The 23,063-nt window shown below is 65.0% G+C and carries 15 protein-coding genes and 1 pseudogene; 12 read left to right on the top strand and 4 right to left on the bottom strand.

Annotated features, from left to right (window positions below):
* Positions 1-142 precede the first annotated feature (142 nt).
* The 5 genes and pseudogenes from ABIE56_RS03860 (at position 143) to ABIE56_RS03840 (ending at position 10,512) form a co-directional block, all read left to right on the top strand.
* Entirely contained in the window at positions 143-6,169 is a 6,027-nt protein-coding gene (locus ABIE56_RS03860; RefSeq protein ID WP_429242509.1) for an alpha-2-macroglobulin family protein, read from the top strand.
* Between the two features lies 1 nt (position 6,170).
* Complete coding sequence (gene pbpC / locus ABIE56_RS03855; protein WP_429242508.1) at positions 6,171-8,540, top strand: penicillin-binding protein 1C; 2,370 nt, start codon at positions 6,171-6,173, stop codon at positions 8,538-8,540.
* Positions 8,541-8,725: 185 nt separating this feature from the next.
* Positions 8,726-9,433: pseudogene (locus tag ABIE56_RS03850) on the top strand (PAS domain-containing protein); the annotation flags it as partial.
* Positions 9,416-9,979 (top strand): methyl-accepting chemotaxis protein, encoded by a 564-nt coding sequence (locus ABIE56_RS03845; protein WP_429242605.1) that lies wholly within the window; start codon positions 9,416-9,418, stop codon positions 9,977-9,979. The pseudogene ABIE56_RS03850 and the gene ABIE56_RS03845, both read left to right, overlap by 18 nt.
* A gap of 110 nt (positions 9,980-10,089) precedes the next feature.
* On the top strand, positions 10,090-10,512 hold the full coding sequence (locus ABIE56_RS03840; protein WP_429242507.1) for a VOC family protein: 423 nt from the start codon (positions 10,090-10,092) through the stop codon (positions 10,510-10,512).
* Positions 10,513-10,516: 4 nt separating this feature from the next.
* Here ABIE56_RS03840 and ABIE56_RS03835 read toward each other — a convergent pair whose 3' ends face one another.
* Entirely contained in the window at positions 10,517-11,278 is a 762-nt protein-coding gene (locus tag ABIE56_RS03835) for a GAF domain-containing protein (RefSeq protein ID WP_429242506.1), read from the bottom strand.
* Positions 11,279-11,640: 362 nt separating this feature from the next.
* Between ABIE56_RS03835 and ABIE56_RS03830 the strand changes: the two genes are divergently transcribed.
* Positions 11,641-13,035: a sugar porter family MFS transporter gene (locus tag ABIE56_RS03830; protein ID WP_429242505.1), complete on the top strand. Its 1,395-nt coding sequence runs from the start codon at positions 11,641-11,643 to the stop codon at positions 13,033-13,035.
* Here ABIE56_RS03830 and norR read toward each other — a convergent pair.
* Entirely contained in the window at positions 13,032-14,585 is a 1,554-nt protein-coding gene (gene norR / locus ABIE56_RS03825; RefSeq protein WP_429242504.1) for a nitric oxide reductase transcriptional regulator NorR, read from the bottom strand. The two genes, ABIE56_RS03830 and norR, sit on opposite strands and share 4 nt — an antisense overlap.
* Positions 14,586-14,738: 153 nt before the next feature.
* Here norR and hmpA point away from each other — a divergent pair, with 153 nt between their 5' ends.
* From hmpA to ABIE56_RS03800, 5 genes are all read left to right on the top strand, one after another.
* Entirely contained in the window at positions 14,739-15,920 is a 1,182-nt protein-coding gene (hmpA, locus tag ABIE56_RS03820; protein ID WP_429242503.1) for an NO-inducible flavohemoprotein, read from the top strand.
* Positions 15,921-16,001: 81 nt separating this feature from the next.
* On the top strand, positions 16,002-16,637 hold the full coding sequence (locus ABIE56_RS03815; protein WP_429242502.1) for a TMEM175 family protein: 636 nt from the start codon (positions 16,002-16,004) through the stop codon (positions 16,635-16,637).
* A gap of 224 nt (positions 16,638-16,861) precedes the next feature.
* Positions 16,862-17,404: a fimbrial protein gene (locus ABIE56_RS03810; protein ID WP_429242501.1), complete on the top strand. Its 543-nt coding sequence runs from the start codon at positions 16,862-16,864 to the stop codon at positions 17,402-17,404.
* A gap of 219 nt (positions 17,405-17,623) precedes the next feature.
* Positions 17,624-18,169 (top strand): DUF2058 domain-containing protein, encoded by a 546-nt coding sequence (locus ABIE56_RS03805; RefSeq protein WP_429242500.1) that lies wholly within the window; start codon positions 17,624-17,626, stop codon positions 18,167-18,169.
* Between the two features lie 9 nt (positions 18,170-18,178).
* On the top strand, positions 18,179-19,165 hold the full coding sequence (locus tag ABIE56_RS03800; RefSeq protein ID WP_429242499.1) for an NAD-dependent epimerase/dehydratase family protein: 987 nt from the start codon (positions 18,179-18,181) through the stop codon (positions 19,163-19,165).
* Here ABIE56_RS03800 and ABIE56_RS03795 read toward each other — a convergent pair.
* Together ABIE56_RS03795 and ABIE56_RS03790 are read right to left on the bottom strand one after the other, a co-directional pair.
* Positions 19,155-20,219 (bottom strand): bifunctional transcriptional activator/DNA repair enzyme AdaA, encoded by a 1,065-nt coding sequence (locus ABIE56_RS03795; protein WP_429242498.1) that lies wholly within the window; start codon positions 20,217-20,219, stop codon positions 19,155-19,157. The two genes, ABIE56_RS03800 and ABIE56_RS03795, sit on opposite strands and share 11 nt — an antisense overlap.
* Before the next feature lie 246 nt (positions 20,220-20,465).
* Entirely contained in the window at positions 20,466-21,818 is a 1,353-nt protein-coding gene (locus ABIE56_RS03790) for an MFS transporter (RefSeq protein ID WP_429242497.1), read from the bottom strand.
* Between the two features lie 137 nt (positions 21,819-21,955).
* On the opposite strand from ABIE56_RS03790, the gene cyoA reads away from it, so the two are divergent.
* The gene (gene cyoA / locus ABIE56_RS03785) at positions 21,956-23,032 is read left to right on the top strand and encodes a ubiquinol oxidase subunit II (protein WP_429242496.1); all 1,077 of its coding nucleotides are present in this window, start codon (positions 21,956-21,958) and stop codon (positions 23,030-23,032) included.
* The last annotated feature ends 31 nt before the right edge of the window (positions 23,033-23,063 follow it).

Raw genomic sequence — 23,063 nt, 5'->3', positions numbered from 1 at the left:
CGCCAGCGTGACAGGGGTAACGCGCAGGCTATGTCCGGGGACAACCGCTCAAGGCATCGCTGCGCATGGCGCGGCTGCGGCGGCGTGTACCCCGGGCCCCCTCGGCGGCCAACCGCCCTACGTGAAAGGATTGGAACGGAACATGGATCTCCTGCGCTTCCTCGCAATGCTCCCGGTGCGCCTGCTGCGCGGCCTGGGCTGGCTGCTCGCCTTCCTGCTGCGGCCTATCTTTGGCAATGTGGCCTGGTCGGCCCCGGCATGGGTACCCGCCACCGGCAAGGCCGCCCGCCAGCACCCGCTGAAGTTCACCGGCACGATCGCCGGTGTCCTGCTGCTGGCGGCGGCGGGGTGGTTCGGCTGGCACTGGTGGGTCAATCGGCCCAAGGCGGCGGAGCCGAACCGCATTACCTTCGAGGTAGTCGCGCCGGCGGTGACCGACTACAGCGATGCACGGCCAGACATTCATTCGCTGGAAATTCGCTTTTCCGGCTCCGCGGCACGCATCGAATCGCTCGGCAAGCCGGTGACCGATGGCATTGCGCTGGAACCACGCCAGGGCGGCCAGTGGAAGTGGCAGGACGACCGCACGCTGGTGTTCACGCCGGCCACCGACTGGCCGGTCGGCCGCAAGTTCGAGGTGCGCTTCGACAAAGCAAAGGTCTTCGCGCCGCAGGCGCTGCTTGCCGATGACGAAGCCACGTTCAATACCGTGCCCTTTACCGCGCGCGTCACCAACGGCGAGTTCTACCAGGATCCGCAGGATCCGACCCGACGCAAGACGATTATCCAGCTCGCCTTTAACTACCCGGTGGACGCCGCCGAACTCGAAAAACGCATTGCCCTGGATCTGCGCGAACACGACCAGAAGCACGGCAGCGACCTGAAGTTCAGCGTGACGTATGACGAGCACCACCTCAATGCGTTCGTGCATTCCATGCCGCTCCAGCTGCCACGCGATGATGGCGCGGTAGGCATGAACGTGGCCGATGGCGTGCGTAGCAGCCGCGGCGGCGACGGCACCGAAAAGGCGCTGGAAACCAGCGTTCGCGTGCCGGGCCTGTACAGCCTGAAGATCAACGAGATGCAGGCCACGCTGGTGGATAACGACCGTTTCGAGCCGGAGCAGGTCGTGACCATGGCGTTTGCCAGCGCAGTAAGCGATACCGAGTTGGCCAAGCACGTGCGCGCGTGGGTTATCCCGAAGGACGCGAAGGCCTACGGCGCGAGCGATGTCCGTGACGCCGACCTGCGCAGCTGGACCTCGGTGAAGGCCGACGTGGTGCCCACGGAGAATGACTGGTCGGAGACACAGAGCTTCCGTTTCCATGCCCAGCCCGGCGACCGCCTGTACGTGCGTGTCGAGAAAGGCATGACCTCGTTCGGCGGCTACGTGATGCCGAAGTCGTACGCCGAGATCCTGCCGGTTCCGGATTACCCGCGACTGCTCCGCTTCATGTCCGACGGTGCCCTGCTGTCGCTCTCGGGCGACCACCGTGTATCCATTGTCTCGCGCAATATGCCGGGTTTACGGGTCGAAGTGGGTCGCGTGCTGCCGGATCAGCTGCAGCACCTGGTGACCATGTCGGGCGGCACGTTCGCCAAGCCTTACCTTTATGGCATCAGCGAAGACAACATCACCGAGCGCTTTGTGAAGAAGGTGCCTATCGCCGACGAAGGCCCTGGCAAGGCGCACTACGAAGGGTTCGACGTCGGCCAGTACCTCGCCAGCGGCAAGCGCGGCGTGTTCCTGCTGAAGCTGCAGGGTTTCGACCCGGCGCGTGAGAAGGAGATGCGTGAGAAGGCCATGCAGGCCGCACGCGAAGCGGCCGGCCGCGAAGCCGGCGGCGATCCGGATGCCGATGCGGCCGCGGCTGGTGAGCGCTTCGACCGCGAAGGGGGCTACACCTCCTACGAGTGGCCCAGCGACCATCGCCTGGTCGTGATCACCGATCTTGGTGTGATTGCCAAGCGCGCGGCCGATGGTAGCCGCGATATCTACGTGCAGTCGATCCGCAGCGGCCAGCCCGCTGCGGGCGCCTCGGTCTCGATCATCGCCAAGAACGGCACCACCTTGCTCACCCAGGCCACGGGCGCCGATGGTCACGCGCACTTCGCCGGCCTGGCGGGCTTCATCCAGGAGAAGGAGCCCGCGATGGTGGTGGTGCGCCAGGGCGAGGACCTCTCGTTCCTGCCGATCAGCGCGCGTGACCGTCAGCTCGACTTCTCGCGCTTCGATATCGGTGGCGACGTGAGCCCGATGAGCGCGGGCCAGCTCTCCGGTTACCTGTTCTCCGATCGCGGCATCTACCGGCCGGGCGACCAGTTCCACATTGGCCTGATCGTGCGGGCGAGCACGTGGACACGCAGCGTTGCCGGCATTCCGCTGGTCGCCCAGATCGTGGACCCACGCGGCACCACGGTTCGCCAGCAACCGGTCACCATGGACCAGGCCGGCTTTGCCGAGCTGGACTACACCACGGCCGAAACCTCGCCGACCGGCAACTGGACCGTGAACCTGTACATCGCGAAGGACGGCAAGCCGTACTCGCAGATCGGCGACACCACCGTGCAGGTGAAGGAGTTTCAACCCGATCGCATGAAGGTATCGGCGAAGCTCTCCGCCGCGGTGCCCGAAGGCTGGGTGAAGCCGGCGCAGCTGAAGGCACTGGTCGACGTGCAGAACCTGTTCGGTACCCCCGCTGCGGGGCGTCGGGTGGAAGGGTCCTTGACCCTCCGCCCGGCCTTCCCGTCGTTCCCCAGTTTCAAGGATTACCACTTCTACGACATCCGCCGCGCGAAGGATGGCTTCGAGGAAAAGCTGGCGGACCAAAAGAGTGACGATAAGGGCCACGCGGAGTTCCCGCTCGACCTTTCGCGTTACGCCGATGCCACTTACCAGCTGTATTTCCTGGCCAAGGCATACGAGGCCGAAGGCGGCCGCAGCGTCGCCGCTGCCACGCAGGGCATGGTCTCGTCCAATGACTGGCTGGTGGGCTACAAGGCGCCCGATAACCTGGATTACGTCGCACGTGACGCCGTGCGCAACGTGAACCTCGTGGCGATCAACCCCGAGGCCAAGCGCATGGACCTGGCGGGCCTCAAGCAGGCTATTGTCGAGACCCGCTACGTCTCGGTGCTGACCAAGCAGGATTCAGGCGTTTACAAGTACGAATCCAAAGCACGTGAAACCACGTTGTCGGAGACCGGACTCACCATTCCGGCAGCAGGCCTCGATGTGGCGTTGCCCACGAACAAGCCGGGCAACTTCGCCCTGGTGGTAAAGAACGCCGAGGGCAAGGAAGTGAACCGCGTGGCCTGGTCGGTCGCCGGCGAGGGCAATGTATCGCGTTCACTGGAACGCAATGCCGAGCTGCAGCTGGCGCTGTCGAAGAAGGACTACGCGCCGGGCGAAGCGGTGGATATCGCCATCCGCGCGCCGTACGCCGGCAGTGGCCTCATCACCATCGAGCGCGACAAGGTGTATGCGCACGCGTGGTTCCATGCCGATACCACCAGTTCGGTACAGCACATCACGGTGCCGGCCGGCTTCGAGGGCAACGGCTATATCAACGTGCAGTACGTGCGTGATCCGTCTTCCGACGAGATCTTCATGAGCCCGTTGTCGTTCGGCGTGGTGCCGTTCTCGGTGAACATGGATGCGCGCAAAGAAGGCCTGCGCGTGGAAACACCGGACCTGGTCAAGCCCGGCGATACGCTGACCTTCCACGTCACGTCAGGCACGCCGACGCGGGCCGTGGTATTCGCCGTGGACGAGGGCATCCTGCAGGTGGCGCGCTACAAACTGGGCGACCCGCTGCAGTACTTCTTCCGCAAGCGCATGCTGGAAGTCAGCACCACGCAGATCCTCGACCTGATCATCCCCGATTTCACCAAGCTGACGGCCCTGGCCGCGCCAGGCGGTGATGCCGAGGGTGCGATCGGCCGCCAGCTCAACCCGTTCCGCCGCAAGCAGGATAAGCCGGTGGCGTTCTGGTCCGGCATCGTGGATGTGGACGGTAGCCGCGACCTCACGTGGAAGGTGCCGGATTACTTCAACGGCAAGCTGCGCGTGATGGCCGTGGCCGTGTCGCCAGAACGTATTGGCACCTTTGAAGGCGCGACGACGGTGCGTGGCGATTTCGTGCTCTCGCCGAACGTACCGACCACGCTGGCGCCGGGCGACGAGGCCGAGGTGAGTGTGGGTGTGGCCAACAACCTCACCGGCCTGGGCGGTAAGACCATCCCGGTGTCGGTCGAGCTGAAGGTAGGCCCGCAGCTGCAGGTGGTGGGTAACGCCACCCAAACGCTGCAACTGGGCGAGATGCGCGAGGGCGCGGCAATCTTCCGCGTGCGCGCCACGGACAAGCTCGGCTCGGGCCACCTGGCCTTCAGCGCCGGTGCCAATGGCAAATCAGCCCGCCAGGGCGTGGACGTGTCGGTGCGGCCGGCATCGGCCATGCGTACCGAACTCGCGTTCGGCCACGTCGATGCGCACGCACGCGCCGATGTCTCCGGTCTGCGCGATATGTTCGATGCGTATGCGCGCCGCGACGCTGCGTTCTCCACCGTGCCGGTGGTGCTGGCGCGTGGCCTCGCCGCCTATCTGGTCGACTTCCCGCATGCCTGTACCGAACAGGTGATCAGCGCCGCCATGCCGGCACTCATCCTGGGCAAGCGCCCCGAGTTCGGCGATATCAAACCCGCGCAGATGTTCGATGGCGCCGCACCGCCAACAGATCCTGTGGCGGCGTTGTTCGATACGCTGCGTGCGCGGCAGAACGGACAGGGCGGTTTCGGCCTGTGGACCGCGACACCGGATACGCACGTGTTCGCCACCGATTACGCCGTGCATTACCTGATCGAGGCGAGCGACCGTGGCGTGGCCGTACCGCGCGACATGCTTGATGCCGCGGACAAGGCATTGCGTCAGGTTGCGGCGGACGATAGCGGCGATAGCCTGGCCGAGATGCGCCAGCGCGCGTACGCCATCTACCTGCTGACCCGGCAGGGCGTGGTCACCACCAACGATCTCGCTTCCGTGCAGCGCCGCCTGCAGGAGGCCTACGCCACCACGTGGAAGGATGACCTCGCGGCGGCATGGGTGGCGGCTTCGTATCGCCTGCTACACCAGGACCGGGTCGCGAACGACCTGATCGCCGGGCCGCGCAAACTGCTGCTGCGCAAAGCAACCAACGAGCCTTACAGCTACGAGGCGTACTACGACGCGCCGATCCGCGACGCCACGGTGCTTTACCTGCTGGCAAAGCATTTCCCTGAGCAGGCGAAAGACTTGCCGCCATCGCTGGTTGATACGCTGGTTCGCCCGCTGGGCCAGGGCCACTACAACACGCTGTCGTCGGGCATGATCATTCTTGCGCTTGATGCGTGGGCGAAGGAAGGCGCCACCGGTATCGACAAGCTCTCGATCGGTTCGGTGGCAAAGGACGGCACGGTCACGCCGATCGGCAAGCCGGAAGGCGTGGTGCTCGATGCCAGGTTCAGCGCCGCCGCCCAGCGCCTGCGCCTGGTCAATGATGCCGACAGCACGGCCTGGTATGCCGTGACCCAGGCAGGCTTCGATCGTGCGCCTTCCACCCAGGTCCGCAAGGATGGGCTGGAGATCACGCGCACCTACACTGACACCAAGGGCAGCACGATCAGCAAGCTGAGCGTGGGCGACGAAGTGGATGTGCACGTCCGGATCCGCGCCACCAAGGAAGGGGGCATCAGCAATATCGCCATCACCGACCTGCTGCCGGGTGGTTTCGAACCCGTCCTGGATACCCAGGCGCCGCCGGCGCCGGATGACCAGGCGGCACCGTCATCCGACGAGACCACTTCGGATACCGAAGGCGCTGATGCCGAGACCAGCTCGGAAGATGATTCGGAAGGCGATGCCAACGCAGCTGATGATTCGACGCCGGCGTGGCGATCGCCGATCGGCAACCCGAACTCCACGTGGAAGCCCGAGTACGCGGATGTGCGCGAAGATCGCGTGGTTGTGTACGGCTACGCATCGACCGATGTGCAGGAGTTCATCTACCGCATCAAGGCAACCAACGCCGGCACGTTCGTGATCCCACCGGCCCAGGTGGAATCACTTTACGATCGCAGCACGCAGGCGACGGCACCGGGTGGCGGCAAACTCACGGTGGAGTCGAAGCCCTGACGTGAAGGGGTTGTTCTCCCGCCTCCGCTGGCCGCGCTGGCACAACGTCCTCGTGGCGTTGTTGCTGGTCGCGGCCGTGCCGGTGGCCTGCCGGCTCTGGCCGCATGATCCGTTGCGGGCGTGGCTGCCCTCGTCCACGGCTGTTTACGACGACCGTGGACAGCTGCTGCGCCTGACGTTGGCCAGCGACGACCGGTACAGGCTGTGGGTGCCACTGGAAGACATTTCACCGGCGCTGGTCGATGGCGTGCTGTTGCACGAAGACCGATGGTTCCGTTGGCACCCTGGCGTCTCCGCCTGGGGGCTGATGCGTGGCGCATGGGTGACCTATGTGCGGCATGGCAATCCACAAGGTGGCTCCACGGTCACCATGCAGCTGGCGCGCCTGCTGTGGCACCTGGATACCCGCAGCCCGGGTGGCAAGCTCGTGCAGGCGATGCGGGCCATGCAGCTCGAACTGCAGTACTCCAAGCACGACATTCTTGAGGCCTACCTCAATGCGGCACCTTACGGGCGTAACGTGGAGGGGGTTGGCGCAGCGAGCCTGGCCTATTTCAGCAAGCCGCCCGCGCGGCTGAGCTTGCCCGAAGCATTGACCCTGGCGGTGATTCCGCAGGAACCCGCGCGCGGGTTGCCCGGCAACGCCAACGGTACGGGCGTGATCGATAAGGCGTTGCGCGCGTCACGTGACCGGCTGTTCGCACGCTGGGTGGAGCGGCATCCGGAGGATGCCAGTGCGCGTCCGCTGTTCGACCTGCCGCTGCGCCTGCGTTCGTTATCCCGCCTGCCCTTCGAAGCACCGCATTTCGTGGAGCAAGTGCTGGCCGACCGGCGCCTGACAGGCGGCGACGACATGCGCGTCACCACCACGCTCGACCTTGGCCTGCAGCACAGCCTTGAACGCCAGGTGCGCCAGTACGTAGACCACGCGAGCGCGCGTGGCATCCGTAATGCCGCCGCGTTGCTGGTGGATACGCGCGACATGGGCATCAAGGCCATGGTCGGTTCGGCGGATTACTTCGATCCAGCGATCTTTGGCCAGGTGAACGGTACGCAGGCCAAGCGATCGCCGGGCTCCACGCTCAAGCCTTTCATCTATGCGCTCGGTTTCGACCAGGGGATCCTGCATCCCGAGACGGTCTTGCGCGACGTACCTTCGGCCTTCGGCCCGTATACGCCGGAGAATTTCGATGGGCGGTTCCTTGGCCCGGTCACGGCAACGCAGGCACTGATTCGCAGCCGCAACATCCCCGCTGTGCAGGTTGCCGCGCGCCTGGGTAACCCGAACCTGTACCAGTTCCTGCGCGATGCGGGTGTATCGCGCATGCAGAGCGAACAGCACTACGGCCTCGCGCTGGTGCTCGGCGGCGGTGAAGTCACCATGCAGGAACTCGCGGGCCTGTACGCCATGCTGGCCAACCGCGGTGAGCTGCGCCCGTTGCGCACTGAGGCTACCCAACCGAACGGCAAAGGCACGCGCCTGCTCAGCGAAGAAGCCAGTTTCATGGTGATGGACATGCTGCGGCAGAACCCGCGCCCCGACGATGCCGTGGCGGCCCAACCGTCGCGGTTGCCGGTGTACTGGAAAACCGGTACATCGTGGGGCTTTCGCGATGCATGGACGGCAGGCTCGTTCGGGCCGTACGTACTTGTCGTGTGGATCGGCAACTTCGATAGCACGGGCAACCCGGCCTTCGTCGGCGTCGACGCCGCGGCTCCTTTGTTCTTCCGTATCGCCGATGCCCTGCGCGCGGAGCGGCCGGGGCTGGCCGAGCCTATCCGCCGCAACCCGCCCAACCTGCGCCGCCTGCCCATCTGCCTGGCCAGCGGTGACCTGCCCAACACGTGGTGCCCGCAGGTCGGCAGTACCTGGTTCATTCCCGGCAAGTCACCGATCAAGGTAAGTAACGTGCACCGCCCGGTCGTGGTGGATAACCGCAGTGGCAAGCCGGCGTGCCCGCCGTTCGATCGGGAAACGACCCACACCGAAGTGTACGAATACTGGCCTTCCGACCTTGCACGCGTGTTTGCCCAGGCGGGCATGGCCCGGCGTACGCCACCGCCGCTGCCCGATTGCCAGGGCGGTGGGCAGCCCCCAGGTGATCCGCCGCGGATCACGTCGCCGCTCAAGGGCAGCACCTACCAGATACGTGTTTCCCGGTTTGGCACCGAGAAAATTGCCTTCACGGCTACGACCGATGCAGGGGTGCGTACCCTGTATTGGTTCGTTGATAACGCCTATGTCGGAAGCACGCCAGCGGGGCAAACCTGGATGTGGACACCGGAGCGCACCGGACGCTTTCTCGTGCGTGTCGTGGATGATCGCGGGGCATCGGATGCCCGCGATCTCGGAATTGGATCGGTTGAATAGCACATGTGAATTGGCGTTCACGAAATCTGTGGGTAAATTCGGCACCCACCGTTCAGAGTCTGCCCCGAAACGACGATAAGTAGCGCCTGAGGGTTAATCACAGGGCGGGGGCTCCCATGGCATCCAACATCATCGAAGGGCTGCGTTCGCTCATGAGCGCGGGGCGAACCGGCGTGCGCGGCAAGATGGACGCGCTGAACCGGACGCAGGCCGTCATTGAGTTCGGGCTGGACGGGACCATTCTTTCCGCCAACCAGAATTTCCTCGATGCCATGGGTTACTCGCTGCGCGAGATCCAGGGCAAGCACCATCGGGTGTTCATGGATCCCGCCGAGGCCGAGACGGCGGAATACGCCGAGTTCTGGAAGCGCCTGGGCTCCGGCCAGCCGGACATGGGCCTGTATCGCCGGCTCGGCGCCGGTGGCCGGGAGGTGTGGATCCAGGCCAGCTACAACCCCGTGCTCGATCGCCACGGACGCCCGGTGCGCGTGGTGAAGTTCGCCACCGATGTGACGGAACAACGGCTGCGTACCGCCGACATGGAAGGACGGCTGGCCGCCATCGACAAGGCCCAGGCCGTGATCAGCTTCACGCTCGATGGGCACATCCTGGAAGCGAACGACAATTTCCTTGCGACCATGGGTTATATGCGCGAAGAGGTGATCGGCCAGCACCACTGCATGTTCGTCGACCGCGCAGAACGTGAAAGTGCCGATTACCTGTCGTTCTGGGAAAAGCTCGGCCGTGGTGAGTACGACTCGGGCCTGTACCACCGCGTGGACCGGCGCGGCCGCGAGGTGTGGATACAGGGCAGCTACAACCCGATCTTTGACATGGCCGGCCGCCCGTTCAAGGTCGTGAAGTACGCCACCGACGTGACAGCGCAGACCCGCGCCACGCGCACGCTGCACGCTTCGCTCACGGAGCTGGCCGATACCGTACCGGCGATCGCCGAGCAGGCGCGCGCGACCAACGCGCTTGCCAACGAGGCGAGCCGCTCCGCGGCCGATGGCGGCGCGATGGTCGATGCGGTGATTGCCACCATGGGCGCGATCCAGGATGGCGCACGTGATATCGCCGAGATCGTGGGCATGATCGACTCGATCGCGTTCCAGACCAATATCCTCGCGCTTAACGCCTCGATCGAGGCCGCGCGTTCAGGTGTGCATGGCAAGGGCTTCGCCGTGGTGGCGCAGGAAGTGCGCATGCTCTCCCAGCGCAGCGCCGATTCCGCCAAAGATATTCGTGCGCTTATCGAAAACACCCTGGAGCGTGTGCGCGAAGGCAGCGAGCGCAGTGGCGAGGCGGGCGAGGCCATGCGCAACATCCTGGGCTCAGTCACCACGCTGCTGGATCGCGTCTCCGACGTGGCCCGTGCCACGAACACCCAGGCGGGCGGCATCGACTCCGTCCGCCGGGCGGTCTCCGAACTGGCCTGATCTGTCGTCAGGACGAGGCCCGAGCCCCTGTAGGAGCGCGCTTGCGCGCGAAAAGCCAAGGTAGCGAAGAAGCGGTACCCTTGGTTTCCCCCCCAAGGGAACCTGCCGCCATGCCCAGCACGATCATTCCCTGCTTGCGCTACCGCGACGCGCCGGCCGCCATTCGCTTCCTCTGCGAGGCCTTCGGCTTCAGCGAACATGCCGTTTACCGCGATGACACGAACCCGGACATCGTGGTGCACGCGCAACTGACCTTCGGTGAGGGCATGATCATGCTCGGCTCGGTCATCGGCGATACGCCGTTCGCCGAGCACATCGTGCAACCGGACCAGATCGGTGGTCGGGAAACCCAGTGTCCCTGCGTTACCGTCGCCGATCTCAAGGCGCACTACGAGAACGCCAAAGCCCACGGCGCCACGATCATCGACGACTACGAAGAGAAGGAATACGGCGGCGCCGGCTACTCAGCCCGAGACCTGGAAGGGCGGCTCTGGTACTTCGGCAGCTACGATCCCTGGGCCCCGCCGGGTTAGGCGACTACGCCCAGCGGCGGCCGCGCTCGGTCATGTACAGGCGGATCTCATCTTCGGCGATGTCCGCCAGGGCGCGCAGGCCTTCCCGCTGCGTCTCATCCAGGCGGCGCGGGGCGCTATCGATGACGCACAGGGTCCCCAGGGCGTGGCCATCGGGGCTGCGTAGCGGGCAGCCGGCATAGAACACCAGGTGCTCGTTACCGGTCACCAGGGGGTTATGCCGGAAGCGTTCGTCCTCGCGGGCATCCTCCACGGTCATGATGTCGTCGCCCAGGATGGCGTGGCCACAGAAGGCCCATTCGCGAGGCGTCTGGGTCATGCTCGTGCCGCGGTGCGATTTGAACCACTGCCGTTGCGAGGTGAGCAGCGTGATCAGCGACACCGGGGTACCGGCGATAAGGCCGGCCAGCCAGGTGATGCGATCGAACGCCGGCTCGGCCGGGGTATCCAGCAAGCCTGTGCGGCCCAACGCCCGCAGGCGCCCGGCTTCGTCGTCGGGAACAGGGTAGGCCGGCATGCGCTCCGGGCGCAGTTCAGGCGACATGGCCTGCAGCGGATCCGCCGCCAGCGCGGTGCGCTCCTCCAGCAGGGCAAGCACGGCGCTCTGGCGCATGCGGCGGTGGCCGCCGGGCGTTTTCCAGGACACCAGGGCACCACTTTCGATCCACTTCTGGGCCGTGCTCACGGAAATGCCGAGCAGCCGCGCGGCATCGCGCGTTGTCAGGGTGGGATCGTCGGTAGGGGTGATGGCGTTCTGGTAACTCAAGGCGGCGTACAAAGGCGGAAGGAAAGGAAACGCAAGCAATAGCAGATCGACGCTACCACAGCGTATGCCGCAACGCGCTTGCCAAGAGTTGCGCTTTTCGGTGGCGATAAGGTGATTTTTAGCGGGGCCGCCATGCCGTTGCATCGCAGCCGCCCCGGGCAGCGGGGTTGGGCGGCAGGGCGTATGGGGCGCAGATATCCGAAGGCCTTGGCGTGGGTTTTGAGCACTTACCGATGCCGCGAGGCGCCCCATTTTGCCGTATATGCACAATCGGGCATCACGGCCGGCCGACATGCAGGTGACCTCGTGAATACATGACGCGGCATCCAATGCCGGGGTCCCCTTTATCCACAGGTACCTCCATGGATGTCGCTGTCAAACAACAAGTCCAGGCCGCCCACCCCAGGACGGCCATCGTTACCACCTGTATTCTCGCGGCCCTCGCCGGCCTGATGTTCGGCCTGGATATCGGTGTGATCTCAGGCGCCCAGCAGTTCATCCAGAAGGACTTCGGAGCCACTGACCGCACCATTGAATGGGTGGTGAGCAGCATGACCCTCGGTGCCGCTGCCGGTGCACTGGGCGCCGGCTGGATGTCGGCCACGCTGGGCCGCAAGCGCTCGCTGATGCTTGGAGCCGTGCTGTTTATCACCGGCTCGCTGTTCTGTGCCATGGCCTGGAGCCCGGAGAGCCTCATCGTCGCCCGCGTCGTCCTCGGCCTGGCCATCGGCGTGGCGACCTTTACCGCCCCGCTCTATCTCGCCGAGGTGGCGCCCGAGCGCATCCGCGGCGCCATGATCTCCACCTACCAGCTGATGATCACCACCGGCATCCTGTTGGCGTTCCTGTCCGATACCGCCTTCAGCAGCACGGGTAACTGGCGCTGGATGCTCGGCGTGATCGCGGTGCCGGGCGCGCTGTTCATGGTGGGCCTGTTCTTCCTGCCCGATAGCCCGCGCTGGTTGCTCCTGCGTGGACGTAAGGAAGATGCGCAGATCGTGCTGGCCAAGCTACGCGGCGATGAGCGCGTGGTGGAAAAGGAAATCGCCGATATCGAGGAACAGCTGAAGACGAAGCAGCATGGCTGGAGCATGTTCCGCGAGAACCGCAACTTCCGTCGTTCGGTGGGGCTGGGCATGCTGCTGCAAGCCATGCAGCAATTCACCGGCATGAACGTGGTGATGTACTACGCACCGCGCATCTTCAAGGAAATGGGCTACGACACCCAGGCGCAGATGTGGTTTACCGCAGCGGTGGGCCTTACCAACGTGCTGGCCACCCTCATTGCGTTTGGCCTGGTCGATCGCCTTGGCCGCAAGCCGATCCTCTATGCCGGTTTCAGCATGATGGCGGTGGGCCTTGGCGTCGTTGGCACCATGATGGCCCTGGGCATCAACGGCCGCGCCGAGCAGCTATTCACCGTGGGCATGCTGCTGTTCTTCATCGTGGGCTTCGCCATGTCGGCTGGCCCGCTGATCTGGACCCTGTGCTCGGAAGTACAGCCGTTGAAGGGCCGCGACTTCGGTATCGCCGCATCCACGTTTACCAACTGGGGCACCAACTTCGTTGTTGGCGTCACCTTCCTTAGCCTGATGGCCGGTATCGGCAACGCACAGACGTTCTGGCTGTACGCCGCGCTCAATGCCGTGTTCATCATCTTCACCGTGTGGCTGGTGCCCGAAACCAAGGGCGTGACGCTGGAGCAGATCGAACGCAACCTGATGAGCGGCAAGCCGCTTCGTCGTATCGGCAGCTAAGCGATACCCAGCCGGGCGGCCGAGCGCCGCAGGTTCGCCCGGTCCATGCCCAGATCGCGCGCAGCGGCGGCCCAGCGGCCGCCGCTGCGCGCCAGGGCCTCCTCGATGCGCTGGCGCTCGTAGAGGTCCAGCGCGGCACGCAGCGTCAGGCCCGCGGCGTCGCGAGGCGGTATTGCATCGGCGTTGGGAGCAGGCGCCGCCGTTTCGGATGGCGCAATGTCCAGGTCGCCCGCTTCAATGACCAGCACCTTTCCGCGGCCCGCGCGGGATAGGGCTTTCAGCGAAGCGCGGCCCACTGTGTGCTCCAGTTCGCGCACGTTGCCCGGCCATGTCCAGCCGAGCAGACGTGCCTGCGCTTCACTGGAGAGGCGGATACCGTTCAGTCCGAGCCGCGCGCGGTTTTCTTCAAGGAACCCACCTGCCAGCAACAGTACATCGTTGCCGCGCTCACGCAGCGTGGGCACGACCAGCGGATACACGCTCAGGCGGTGGTAGAAATCCGCCCGGCAGCGGCCAGCGCGCACTTCATCGGCAAGGTCCCGGTTGCTCGCGGCGATGGTGCGAACATCCACGCGATGCTCGCGATCGGAGCCGACGCGTTGCAGCTGGCCGCTTTGCATGACCCGCAGCAGCGCGGCCTGGGCGCCCAAGGAAAGATCTGCCACCTCATCCAGGAACAGCGTGCCGTGGTCCGCCAGTTCAAACTTGCCACGCCGGTCCGTCGTCGCGCCGGAAAACGCGCCACGCACGTGGCCGAACAGTTCGCTTTCCAACAGTTGTTCCGGCAATGCCGCGCAGTTCACGGCGATCAGTGGCCTGTCGGCTCGCGTGGACGCGGCGTGGATGGCCTGCGCCACCAGCTCCTTGCCGGTGCCTGTCTCCCCGCGGATCAACACGGTGAGGTCGCTGTGCGCCACGGTGGCGATATCTTCCTGGAGATGGCGGAAGGCCGGGCTGAGCCCGGTGAGCCGGCGCACGGGCGCCTGGCCTGCGGCGAGGCGAAACCCCTCAGCGCGCGAGTGCTCGCGCTCGGCATCGCGTTCCAGGCCGCGCATGCGGTCACCCGCCGCTACCGTCGCACCGGCCAGGCTGGCGAAAGCACGCAGCGTCGCCAGGTCGTTGGTATCGAACCGGCCGGCTTCCAAGGCATCCAGCGTCACCAGCCCCCATGGCGTGCCGTCGACCTGCAGCGGGCAGCCCATGCAGTCGTGCACGTCGAGGTGGGGTTCGGCCGTGACGAGCCCATCGTAGGGATCGGGGAGCGGGCTATCCGAAGGGAATAGCGTGGGTCCGGCCTGCCCGAGTAGTGCGGCAAAGCGGGGGTGGTCAGCCACCCGGAAGCGACGGCCAAGCGTATCCACACTGAGCCCGTTCACGGCCAGGGGAACCAGTTCCTGGCCTTCCAGCCGCAACAGGGCGCTGGCATCGCAGGGCACCAGGCCACGTAGCGCCTCCAGCAAGCGCCGGTAGCGCTCGGCTTCCGGCAGGTCGCGGGAAAGGTCATCCACCAGCGGGAGCAGGGCGGCAAGAATGTGGTCGGGTGTGGTCATAGTGACTCGTTATCGAGTCGGTACGACTCGATCCGTTGCGAGGTCATTATGACTCGATGGCTGGGCAACGTATTGATCAAAAAGGTCGCAGGTGGCTGGCACGGCTCGTGGATAGGTAAGGGCAACTCCAACGACCCAACGAGAAGATCCCACATGCTTTCCACCGAACACAAAGCCATCGTCCGCGCCACCGTCCCGCTGCTGGAAGCCGGTGGCGAAGCCCTCACGACCCACTTCTACGGCATCCTGCTCAGCGAGCATCCCGAGGTTCGCCCGTACTTCAACCAGGCCAACCAGCTGACCGGCGAACAGCCGCGCGCGCTCGCGAACGGCGTGCTGATGTATGCCAAGCACATTGATCGGCTCGAAGCGCTGGGCGATCTGGTCGGCATGATCGTGAACAAGCACGTCTCGCTGCGCATCCGTCGTGAGCATTATCCGGTCGTCGGTGCCTGCCTGCTTCGCGCCATTCGCGAAGTGCTGGGGCCCGAGATCGCGACTGATGCGGTGATCGACGCCTGGGGCGCCGCCTATGGGCAGCTTGCAAACATCCTTGCCGGGGCTGAGGAAGCGATCTACGACGAGCAGGCCGTGGCTCCCGGTGGCTGGCGCGACGGCCGTGCGTTCCGCGTGGTCGAGAAGGCCCCGGAGAGCGACGAGATCACCTCGTTCCGCTTCGCTCCCGTGGATGGTGGCGCCGTCTATGTGCACACGCCCGGCCAGTACATCGGCCTGCGGGTGAGCGTGGATGGCCAGGATATGCGCCGGAACTACTCGCTCTCCGCTGCCGCCAATGGCAAGACCTACCGGATCAGCGTGAAGCGTCAGCCGGGCGGTGCGGTCTCGAATTTCCTGCACGATCAGGTGCAGGTGGGCGACACCGTGGAGCTGTTCCCGCCGGCGGGCCACTTCACCCTGGAGGAGAGCGAGCGCGACGTGGTGCTGATCAGCGGTGGCGTCGGCATTACGCCGACCCTGGCCATGCTCGAGCAGGCGCTGGCCACCCGGCGGCCGATTCACTTTATCCATGCGGCGCGCCACGGCGGCGTGCACGCCTTTCGCGATGCGATCGACGAGCTGGCGGCCCGGCACCCCAACCTGAAACGCTACTACTGCTATGAGGCGCCGCGTGCGGGAGATCCCGAACCGCACGCCACGGGGTTCCTGGACCGCGACCTGCTGGCGGCGTGGCTGCCGGCCACCGACGCCATGGATGCGTACTTCCTGGGCCCCAAGCCCTTCATGAAGAGTGTGCGCAACGCGCTTCGCGACCTTGGCGTGCCGGATGCGCGGGCGAAGTACGAGTTCTTCGGCCCGGCATCCTCGCTCGATTGACGGGCCATGCCTTGCCGGTGGTTGCCTCGGCACCACCGGCAAGGCGATGATCGTCCTTCACGCAACGGTGGGGGACCGAGCATGTCGCATGGGCAGGAGCAGCAACTCGAACGGCTGACGTTCTTTTCAGATGCCGTATTCGCTATCGCGATCACGCTCCTCGTCATCGAGATTCACGTGCCCGAGGTAGAGGGCGGCGGCGACGCGGCCTGGTTGCAAGCGCTGGGCCACCTGGTGCCGCACTTCCTTGGTTATCTGCTTAGCTTCGTGGTGGTCGGCGCGCTTTGGGCCGCCCATCACCGTGTGTTCGGCATGCTACAGCGCTTTGACCCGGCCATTGTCTGGCGCAACCTGGCGCTATTGATGTCGGTCGCGTTCATGCCGTTCTCGTCGGCACTGATGAGTACGCACCCCACCGAGCGCATTCCCGAGATGTTCTATTCGCTGAACCTGTTTATCTCGGGGGTGTTGCAATGGCGGCTCTTCCGCACCGCGTTGCGCGCGCCGTTTGTTGCCGAGGGCGTGCCCGCCGAGGACATCGCCGCCATGCGACGGCGGACTATCGCCCTTCCATTAATGTCGACGCTTTCGTTCGTACTGGCATTCTGGATTCCGGGGATGAGCAACCTGCCACTCGTCCTCATGCCGTTGGTCGTGACGTGGTTCGCACGCGGTGGTTTAAAACGGCGTAGCACAGTAACGACACCGGTAGTTTGAGAATTCCTGCCGAAAGTCGCTTTATCGTCTCGCCGTTTTTCCTCAGAGAAAGTCCGATTTTTGAGGAAACTTCCATATAACTTTGTAGGGTAAATCCGACAAACTTTCTCCAGCGCTCGCGTAGTCGGGCCCGGCTGCGTGCTGTGCGGGGTGACCCGTGTCGCCCCAGGCCGGCGGTCCATGGTGGGCCGTTGAACTGCGTAACTTTGAGAAAGGTTGATTGGATGAACCTCAAGATTTTTAGCTCCGCCCTGCTCATTGCGGGTCTTGCTTCGCCGGCGGCGTTTGCTGAAACCGGTACCATCTCGTTTACGGGCAAGATCACCAACGTGACGTGCTCGGTGGACGGCAATGATAGCGGTGGACCCAACTTCGCAGTCGATCTCGGCGCCGTAAGTGCCGGTGACTTTGCCAATATCGGCGACAACGTGGGCCAGACCGGCTTCAAGCTCAAGATTGGCGGTGAGGCAAGCTGCGAGAACGATACCAAGGTCTGGGCGGCATTCGACGCGGATGGCGCGACCGTCAATCCGGACACGGGCCTGGTTCGTGTCACCGGCGGCACGGCGGCCGGCGTGGACATTCGTCTTTTCAACGAGAACGGCGAAAAGATCAATGCGTGGCTGAACGACAACGTCATCAAGAAAACCGTGGTCGGCAACGTCGCAATGATCTACCACGCCGCAGCGTTCGAGCGCACCGGCGCGATCACTGCCGGTGACGCGCAGGGGCGCGTGAAGTACACGATCAACTACGAAGCCCCGTAATCGCGGGTTCGGCCGTCGGCACGCCGGCGGCCGATATGAAAGGTCAATTCCAAGATGAGCAGATTCATGCTGCACGCGGCTTGCGTGGCGGTAGCGACCGTTTGTGCCGCGCCGGCTGACGCCAGCGTCGTGATGAACGCAACCCGTTATGTCTAGAGGTGGAATACCTCTGACCGGGATATCATTGGGAGCCTCGAACGGCACCACCGCAGGCCCCCCATGCGCAACCCCCTCCAGGAACAACTCCTCAAGGCCGGCCTCGTCAAGAAGGACAAGGCCGCCAAGATCGTGCGCGACCAGGCCAAGCAGCGCCAGGGCAAGGCGCCGGTCGCGGCGGACGAAGAAAAGGTGGACGCCCGCCAGCTTCAGGCCGAGCGGGCAGAGCGCGATCGCGCCATCGTCGCCGAGCGCAACGCCGAGGCCCGGGCGAAGGAATTGCGAGCCCAGGTCCGCCAGATCGTCGAGGCCAAGAAGATCAAGCGCGATGGCGAGGTGCCGTACCGCTTCAACGATGGTGACCGCATCACAAGCGTGCTGGTCAGCGAGGCGCAGCGCGCACAACTGGCGGCCGGCACCCTGGCTATCGTGCGCCAGGGCGATTCCTTCGAACTGCTGCCGCGCGTCGCGGCGGACCAGGTCCATGCCCGCGTGCCCGAACTCATTGCACTCGACCATGGCCGCAAGGAAGGCGACCCAGCCCCGGTTGCCGATGACGAGGATGATTTCTACAAGCAGTTTGTCGTCCCCGACGACCTGATGTGGTGAGGGCAGGCGATGACTCTCCTTGTCACCGGCAGCGCTGGCCACCTCGGCGAGGCGCTGGTTCGCCGGCTGCGCGAGCAGGGCCGCGAGGTGCGCGGGGTGGACATCAAGCCATCCGCCTTCACCGACCACGTGGGTTCGATCGCCGATGAGGCGTTCGTGCGCGATGCCATGGCCGGCGCCACGGCGGTCATCCATAGTGCGACGCTGCACAAGCCGCACGTGGCCACGCACAGCAAGCGCCAGTTCGTGGATACGAATGTGGCTGGCACCGTCGCTCTGCTAGAGGCGGCGGTCGCCCATGGTGTGGGCGCATTCGTGTTTACCAGCACCACCAGCGCGTTTGGCGCTGCCCTCTCACCTGCGCCCGGTGAACCGGCTGCGTGGATCGACGAAGACGTCATCCCCATCCCGAAGAACATCTACGGCGCCACCAAGATCGCCGCCGAAGGCATGTGCGAACTGGTGGCAAGGAAGGATAGGCTCCCGGTGCTCGTGCTGAGAACGTCGCGCTTTTTCCCGGAAGATGACGACAACGCAGGCGTTCGTGCCGAATACAGCACGGCCAACATGCAAGCCAACGAGCTGCTCTACCGTCGGGCCGACATCGACGACATCGTGACCGCGCACCTGCTGGCGGTTGAGAAAGCACCGGCACTGCGCTTCGGCCGCTATATCGTCTCCGCGCCGCCGCCGTTTACCCGGGCCGATACCGCCGCGCTACGCAGCGATGCCCCTGCCGTCGTTCGCCAGCGGTTCCCTGACGTGGATGCCCTCTACGCGGAGCAGGGCTGGAAGTTGCTCCCTTCGCTGGATCGTGTGTACGACAGCAGCCGGGCGGTACGCGACCTCGGCTGGCAGCCGACGCGGGATTTCGCCTACGTGCTGGCGTGTCTGCGCCGCGGGGAGGAGTTCCGCAGCCCCATGTCGCTGGCTATCGGCGCCAAGGGCTACCACGACGAGGTCTTCGAGCACGGGCCATACCCGGTCACGCCGTAAGCGCAGCCCGCACTTTTTGTTCGTGGCGCAGGAGCCAGTCCTTGCGCCACAGGCCGCCGCCATATCCCGTCAATGATCCATTGGCGCCGATGACCCGGTGGCAGGGGATGACAATGGCCAGCTGATTGGCCCCGTTGGCCCGCGCCGCTGCCCGTACCGCCGTGTGGCGCCCGGCCTGGGCGGCCAGTTCGGCGTAGCTGCACGTCGTTCCCGGCACGATCGTGACCAATTCGTCCCAAATGGCCTTGGTAAACGGCGAGCCGTGCAGCACGAGCCGGGTCTTGAATGCCTGGAGCGTGCCGGCGAAATAATGGCCAAGCTCCGCTTCGATCTGGTCGATGACTGGCGTGCGTCCAAAGGTGATGGCTGAGCGCGTCGCCTCGCGCAGCTTCTTCAGTTCTGCCGGCAAGGCCGTCCGGTCGAAGAACTCCAGCAGGTGCAGCGCATGCATATCGGCCACCGCCAGCATGTCTCCGATGGGCGTGGGGATCCAGGCCGCCTTCAGCAGTTCGCGGCCGCGCAGGTGCACCGGGCTGTCGCCTAACAGGCGCACCACGGCATCGCGGAACCCGCTGCCGGACGCGTAACCGGCGGCTTGCTGGGCATCGATCACCCGCTGGCCCGCGCCGAGCTCATCCAGCCCCAGGCCGGCCCGGCGCAGACGCGCCATATCCAGAAACGTCAGGCCCAACTGGCGCTTGAACGTGCGGCGCACGGTGGACGGGTCGTAGCCCATTCCCACCAGGTCATCCTCAGACCACACCCGCTCGGGCTCGTGTTCGAGCGCCCTGAGCAAGGCAGAGACCACCGGCTCACGCTGCCCGATCGGGTCGAGCGGCCTGCAGCGCAGGCAGGGCCGGAAGCCAGCCTCGAAGCACCCCGCCACCGAGTCAAAAAAACGGGTGTTCTCGATGTTGGGCTTGCGCGCCGGGCAGGTCAGCCGGCAGAACACCCCGGTGCTTGTCACGCCCACATACACATGGCCGTCGTAGGCCGGGTCGCGGTCCAGTAGCGCGCGGTAAAGAACGTCGTGGTCGGGCAGGTCGAAAAGCATGGCGATAGGGTATCCGGCCTGGGGCGACCGCGGCGCCGACTATCGGGCGGCTATTCCGGCGGACGTGATTCGCCGGCCGTCGTGCGTGCCATCCGGGCGATGCTTCCTGAGGCGTTCCCCCAAGCCCTGGCCGACAGCATTCTGGGCGGCCTGGAAGCGGCAGCAGGTCGGTTAGCGGGCTAATTCCGTACGAAACCAAAAGGCCCCCGCTGAGCGGGGGCCTTCGTAAGGTCCGTTACCGCCGGATCAGACGGCCGGCTTCACCCGCTCCGTCTCCAGTGCCTTGTTGATCCGCAGGGCGAGCAGGGTGCAAACCACGCCCGAGAGCAGGTAGATGCTCACCGCCGCCAGCCCGAACCGCTGCGACAGGCCCAGGGCCACCAGCGGGGCGAATGCCGCGCCGATCAGCCAGGCGAAGTCAGTGGTCAAGGCTGCACCCGTGTAGCGGTAGCGCTTTTCGAAGTTGGCCGTGACCGTGCCGGCCGCCTGGCCATAGGAAAGGCCAAGCAGGGCGAAGCCCACCACCAGGAACGTATCCTGGCCTGCGCGGCCGCCATCGAGCAGGAACGGCGTGGCAATAGCGAACAGGCCGATGAGCACCGCCATGGTGCCCAGCGTGTTCCGGCGGCCGATCTTGTCAGCAATGACGCCTGACGCCACCGTGGCCAGTACCGCGACGAATGCACCAATCAGCTGCACGATCAATACGTTATTGATGTCCTGTGAGCGGCTGATGGCGATCCAGCTCAGCGGGAACACCGTTACCAGGTGGAACAGGGCGTAGCTGGCCAGGGCGGCAAAGGCGCCGATGAACAGGTTGTAGCCCTGCGCGTGCACGAGGTCGATGGTGCCGATCGGCTCGAGCACCCATTCCTCGAGGGCCTGGGTGTATTCCTCGGTCACGACCAGACGCAGGCGGGCAAACAGGGCCACCACGTTGATGGCGAACGCCACGAAGAACGGGAAGCGCCAGCCCCAGTCGAGGAAATCCTCGCGGGTAAGCTGGGTGTTGAGGAACAGGAACAGCGAGCCGGCGATCAGGAACCCGACCGGGGCGCCCAGCTGGCCCAGCATGGCGAACCAGCCGCGGCGGTTCTTCGGCGCGTTGAGGGCCAGCAGGGAGGGCAGGCCATCCCAGGAGCCGCCCAGCGCAATGCCCTGCAAGAACCGGAGCAGCCCGAGGATGAAGATGACGGTGTAGCCCCCCGTGTGGTTCACCGGCAGGAAGGCGATGCACACGGTGGAGGTGCCAAGGAGGAACAGCGAGGCGGTGAGCTTGGTACTCCGGCCGAAATGACGCTGGATTGCCATGAACAGCGTGGTACCAAAAGGCCGCGCTATGAAGGCGAAGGAGAAGATGGCAAAGGCCAGGAGGATGCCATCGACCTGGTTCAGGAAGGGGAAGAAGACCGACGGAAAGACCAGCACCGAGGCGATGCCGTACGTGAAAAAGTCAAAGTATTCAGAGGCTCGGCCAATAACCACCCCTACGGCGATCTCGTTGGGAGCCACCGCGGCATGGCTTGCCTGGTGCTGCCGCCGGACATCGTTTTCAGCGACGTCAACGGCGTTGTGAGGGGCGTGTGAAATGCTCGACATCGAACAACTCCCTTCCTGTGCTTGGGTACAGCATACCCCCGGCGGGGGCGTCTGGCTTGGATCCCATGGGACAAAGTGTCCTATGGTCCTGACGTGAATTTGAGCGTATTTTTTTGGGTCCCCACGGTAGCTCCCACATGCGAATGTCCATGAAGATGTTGCGCGGATTGCTCATCCCCGCCCTGGCCCTGCTTTTGTCAGGCTGCGATGCCGTCCTTTTCTCCCCCTCGGGTGATATCGCCCGCCAGCAGCGGGATCTGATCTTCATCTCCGTGGTGCTGATGCTGATCATCATCGTCCCGGTCATCTTCCTCATCCTGTTGTTCGCATGGAAGTACCGCGCGGGCAGCAAGGCGGCGGAACGTGATTACGATCCGGACTGGAACCACTCCACGGTCCTGGAGCTGATCGTCTGGTCGGCCCCGCTGATGATCATCATCGCCCTGGGCGCCGTCACCTGGACCAGCACCCATAAGCTGGACCCGTATCGCCCGCTCGATCAGATCGGCCAGGGCCGCCCCGTCGCCGCTGGCACCAAACCGCTGGTGGTCGAGGTCGTGGCGCTGGACTGGAAGTGGCTGTTCCTCTACCCGGAACAGGGCATTGCCACGGTTAACGAGATGGCCGCCCCGGTCGATCGCCCGATCGAGTTCCGCATCACGGCCTCGAACGTGATGAACGCGTTCTTCGTCCCCAGCCTGGCCGGCATGATCTACGCCATGCCGGGTATGGAGACCAAGCTCAACGCCGTGATGAACAAGCCCGGCGATTTCGAGGGCATCTCGGCGAACTACAGCGGCGCCGGCTTCTCCGATATGCGCTTCCGCTTCCACAGCCTCAGCGATGCCGATTTCGACGCCTGGGTGGCCAAGGCCAAGGCCAGCGGCGACAGGCTCGACCGCGACGATTACCTGAAGCTCGAGCAGCCCAGCGAGCGCGAGCCGGTGCACTACTACGGCACGGTCGCGGAAGGCCTGTACAACCGCATCCTTAACCGTTGCGTCGAAGCGAACCGCATGTGCGCCAGCGACATGATGGCGCTGGACAAGGCTGGCGGGCAGGGCATCGTGGGCACGTACAACGTGACCGCGCTCGATGCCAGCACCCGCTCGCGCCTTGGCCTGAACGACGACGGCCGCCGCTATGTAGGCGCACTGTGCGCCGCCCGCGGCACCGCCGGTGAAGCCATGACGCCCGCCGGACGCCCGCTCTAAGCGGTCGCCCCCACCGATTTAAGCTTGCCGA

It is taken from the genome of Luteibacter sp. 621 (genome assembly GCF_050435445.1).
Taxonomy (GTDB): domain Bacteria; phylum Pseudomonadota; class Gammaproteobacteria; order Xanthomonadales; family Rhodanobacteraceae; genus Luteibacter.
Note: the sequence above shows the minus strand (reverse complement) of the source record. Positions and strands in the feature narration are given on the sequence as shown.